Source organism: Candidatus Latescibacterota bacterium (assembly GCA_019038625.1).
In the GTDB taxonomy this organism is placed as follows: domain Bacteria; phylum Krumholzibacteriota; class Krumholzibacteriia; order Krumholzibacteriales; family Krumholzibacteriaceae; genus JAGLYV01.
This window is the reverse complement of the sequence record JAHOYU010000133.1, coordinates 1-3,482: the sequence shown is the minus strand read 5'-3', so window position 1 is coordinate 3,482 and position 3,482 is coordinate 1. Positions and strand designations below refer to the sequence as shown.

Sequence of the window (3,482 nt, the reverse complement as noted above, 5' to 3'; positions counted from 1 at the left end):
TGATGGACGAATTCGAGCTGATTACAAGGAATGAAAACTTTGAGATGGACTTCTTTTCATTTCTGCGATCTCTTGCAAATTCCTTCAGAGTGGCCTATATAACCTCATCCAGGGATGAGCTGCAACAGATGTGTCATGACAAGGACATATCCGATTCGCCGTTCTTTAATATCTTTTCAAACCTTCCACTCAGACCGTTCAGCAGAGATGAAGCCATCGAACTGGTCACTGTCCCCTCCGAACACGAAGGAGTGCCTCTTGGCAGCTATGCCGAAAAGCTCATCGATTTGGCAGGTCTGTTTCCTTTCTATCTGCAGATGGCCTGCTGCAGTCTGTTCGACCATCTCACGGATGATCCCGACGCTGAACCGAACTGGAAAAACGTAACGGAAATGTTCGAAGAGGAAGCCCTTCCTCATTACAGTTTCATATGGGAAAAATTCGACGATTCGGAAAAGAGTAACATGTCAAAGATCGCATCCGGAAAATCGATAGACAGGAAATTCCACTTCGTGAATGAGAATCTGGTCCGCCGGGGATATCTCATCGAAACAGACGCTGGCCCTCTGCTATGTTCCGATTCTTTCAGGAATTTTGTCCTGAGATCAGGCGATGTCCAGACCGGACGAGGCAGATTTTCATCCCTGTTAGGTAAGTTCAAAATATGAAGAAGACTTTAATCATATTGTTCCTTGCGGCCATGTGCATCCCGAGTGGGAGATGCTTCGCCCAGGCGTTGTCAATCGAGACAAGCCCCTTCTGGACCACTGGCCCGGCCAACAACAGTTACAGCATCGCTGCTGGAGATATAGACATGGATGGAGATCTCGATCTGGTCTTCGCCAACTGGGGTGAACCAAATACGATCTACCTCAGTGCCGATGGAGAGACTTCCGTGATCCCTTCGTGGTCCTCCACTCTCTCCCTGAACTCCACATCTGTCGCGCTTGGTGATATCAACGGTGACGGGTATCTCGACATAATATTCGGGAATTATCTACAACCCGTCACGGTATATATCAACAACAGCGGAACGATACCTGTAGATACTACATGGGCGCTGACGACAGGGTCGCCCACGTACCAGGTTGAGCTGGCCGATATCGACGACGACGGCGCGCTCGATCTTCTTACCGCTAATTTCGGGGGTCGCAGCACCTGCCATCTCAATCAGGGAGGAAGATTTTTACAGGCCCCGTGGTGGCTATCCGCTTCCCATTACAACACTACGAGTATAGCAGCCGGTGATATAGATGATGACGGTGATCTCGACATCACATGTGGCAACTTCGAGCAATCGAATACACTTTTCATAAACGATATCGATTCTGTAAATTCTCTTCCCGTGTGGTCTTCAGATTCTTTGATGATGACCTGGGATATCGCGCTTGGAGACGTTGATGGCGATGGCCTGATCGATCTTCTCTGCGGTAACAAGGGGGAGTTCACTCTCGCGCAAAAGAACTTTCTCTATCTGAACACAGGTGGGACATTCTCTGCTACTCCCGTCTGGATGTCTAACCAGACATTGAATACTGCGGGAGCCGAGCTGGCGGACCTCGACGGTGACGGCGACCTCGATGCGACCTTCGGCAATACAGATCAGTTCAACACGATATATAGAAACGACAATGGTGTACTGACAGACGATCCAGTCTGGTTTTCTGATCAACAGAACAGGACGTATATCCTTCTGCCTGCCGACATGGACGGCGACGGAGATCCCGATCTTGTATTCGCAAACTCGGGAGATATTCCAGATGGAGAGCCGAATACGATCTATCGCAACATACGTGGAGCATTGACACAGATCCCCCGCTGGATATCCGACCAGCCAGCGGCAGTAAGGGCGATCGCGGCCTGTGACATCGATAACGACGGGGATCCCGATATCGTATGTGGAACCAACGGTGAGCCGAACCGGATCTTCATGAACAATAACGGAACTATCGAACCTGTTCCCGGATGGTCATCGGCCGATTCCCGGACGACTTTTTCTGTGGCAACGGGAGATATCGACGGAAACGGGTACGACGACCTGGTCTGTGGAAACCTGGACGAACCTAACACTCTCTACCTGAATTTCGGCGGCACCCTCGAGGAATCGAACTCATGGAGTTCAGACGGTTCGAACACGACATGGGGAGTGAACCTCGGTGATTTCAACAATGATGGGGATCTGGACCTCGCCTGCGGTAATCTCAGCCAGAGCAATAATATCTATATAAACGTCTCGGGAAGCATCGAGACGAGTCCGTCCTGGTCCTCAGAGCCTTCGAACGCGACATGGTGTATCCTTGCCGGCGACATCGACGGCGATGGACTGACCGATCTCATTGCCGGAAACGGCGGATTCATGGGACAGAACAACTGCATCTACAAAAACACGGGGGCTGGCCTCGAGTCCGCGCCGTCCTGGTCCTCGGCCTCAACCGCGAAGACATGGGCACTCGCCATCGGCGATGTCGACGGTGACGGCGATATGGATCTCGCCTGCGGCAATTCAGATCAATACAATACGATCTTCGTAAACGATGGAGAAGGGTTTCCAGCAAATCCCGGATGGTCGTCCGTCCCGTCGGAGGCTACGAGATCACTGGTCTTTTCCGATATCGACGGAGACGGGATGCTCGACCTCGCCAGTGGGAATTCAGGTCAACCCGCGAGGATCTACGGAGGGAGCAGCACTCTCCCCTCGACGACTCCGTTGTGGACCTCCGATGTCGACCTGCCATCGAATTGCGTCATATGTGTCGATATTGATATGGATGGAGATGTCGATCTTCTGAGTGGAAATTATAACGAAAGGCTGTCGATATTCGAGGGGTTGGCACATCCGGTCTATAAGGGCGACCCCCTCGACCTGTCTGATCAGCTTCCATCGACGCACGCGTTTCTTAGCAGGGTGTCGATGGAAAAGACAGATGAGAACATCTACGATATTGATATGACGATAGTCGATCCCGATTCTGACCCGGCCTTCATCCTTACGAAATACCGATATACAGGGGAGCAGGAACTGAGGCCCCTGGAAAGCACGGCGACAGGGCCTGAGGGACCTTTCTCGACTTCACCCGCAGGAGATCAGCACACGATCCAATGGGACATCCTCCAATTACCGTTCGACCGGCGCCAGGTCGAGCTCGTATTCACGGTGATCGAGAACCCGAGACGCGTGGCATCAGTCAGGCACCTGCCCGTCTATCGGAAAGAAATCGGGCCTGTAATGCCGGTAAGGCCCATGATCAGTCTCAACCCTCAGACCCTCGATTTTCCCGTCGTAACCGCCGGCGACACCGTATCGGCAGAGCTTATGGTCCTGAACTCAGGAAACGCTGCGCTGGAAATATCGGATGTAGGCCTGCCGGATAACGGGATGCGACTGGAGACTGAGCCTCCGTTCAGCCTCGACCCGGGACAGTCTCTGGGGATAATCATTCTGCTGGAGCCTTTGAGCGGTGATGAACCGTCGGGCGGAATAA

2 protein-coding genes are annotated in these 3,482 nt (G+C 52.4%); both read left to right on the top strand.

Annotated elements, in window-relative coordinates; translation table 11 throughout:
• A partial coding sequence (locus KOO63_10385; protein MBU8922212.1) for a hypothetical protein occupies positions 1–668 on the top strand: 668 nt, incomplete at its 5' end.
• The coding region (locus KOO63_10380; GenBank protein ID MBU8922211.1) for a VCBS repeat-containing protein at positions 665–3,482 on the top strand (2,818 nt) is incomplete at its 3' end. The genes KOO63_10385 and KOO63_10380, both read left to right, overlap by 4 nt.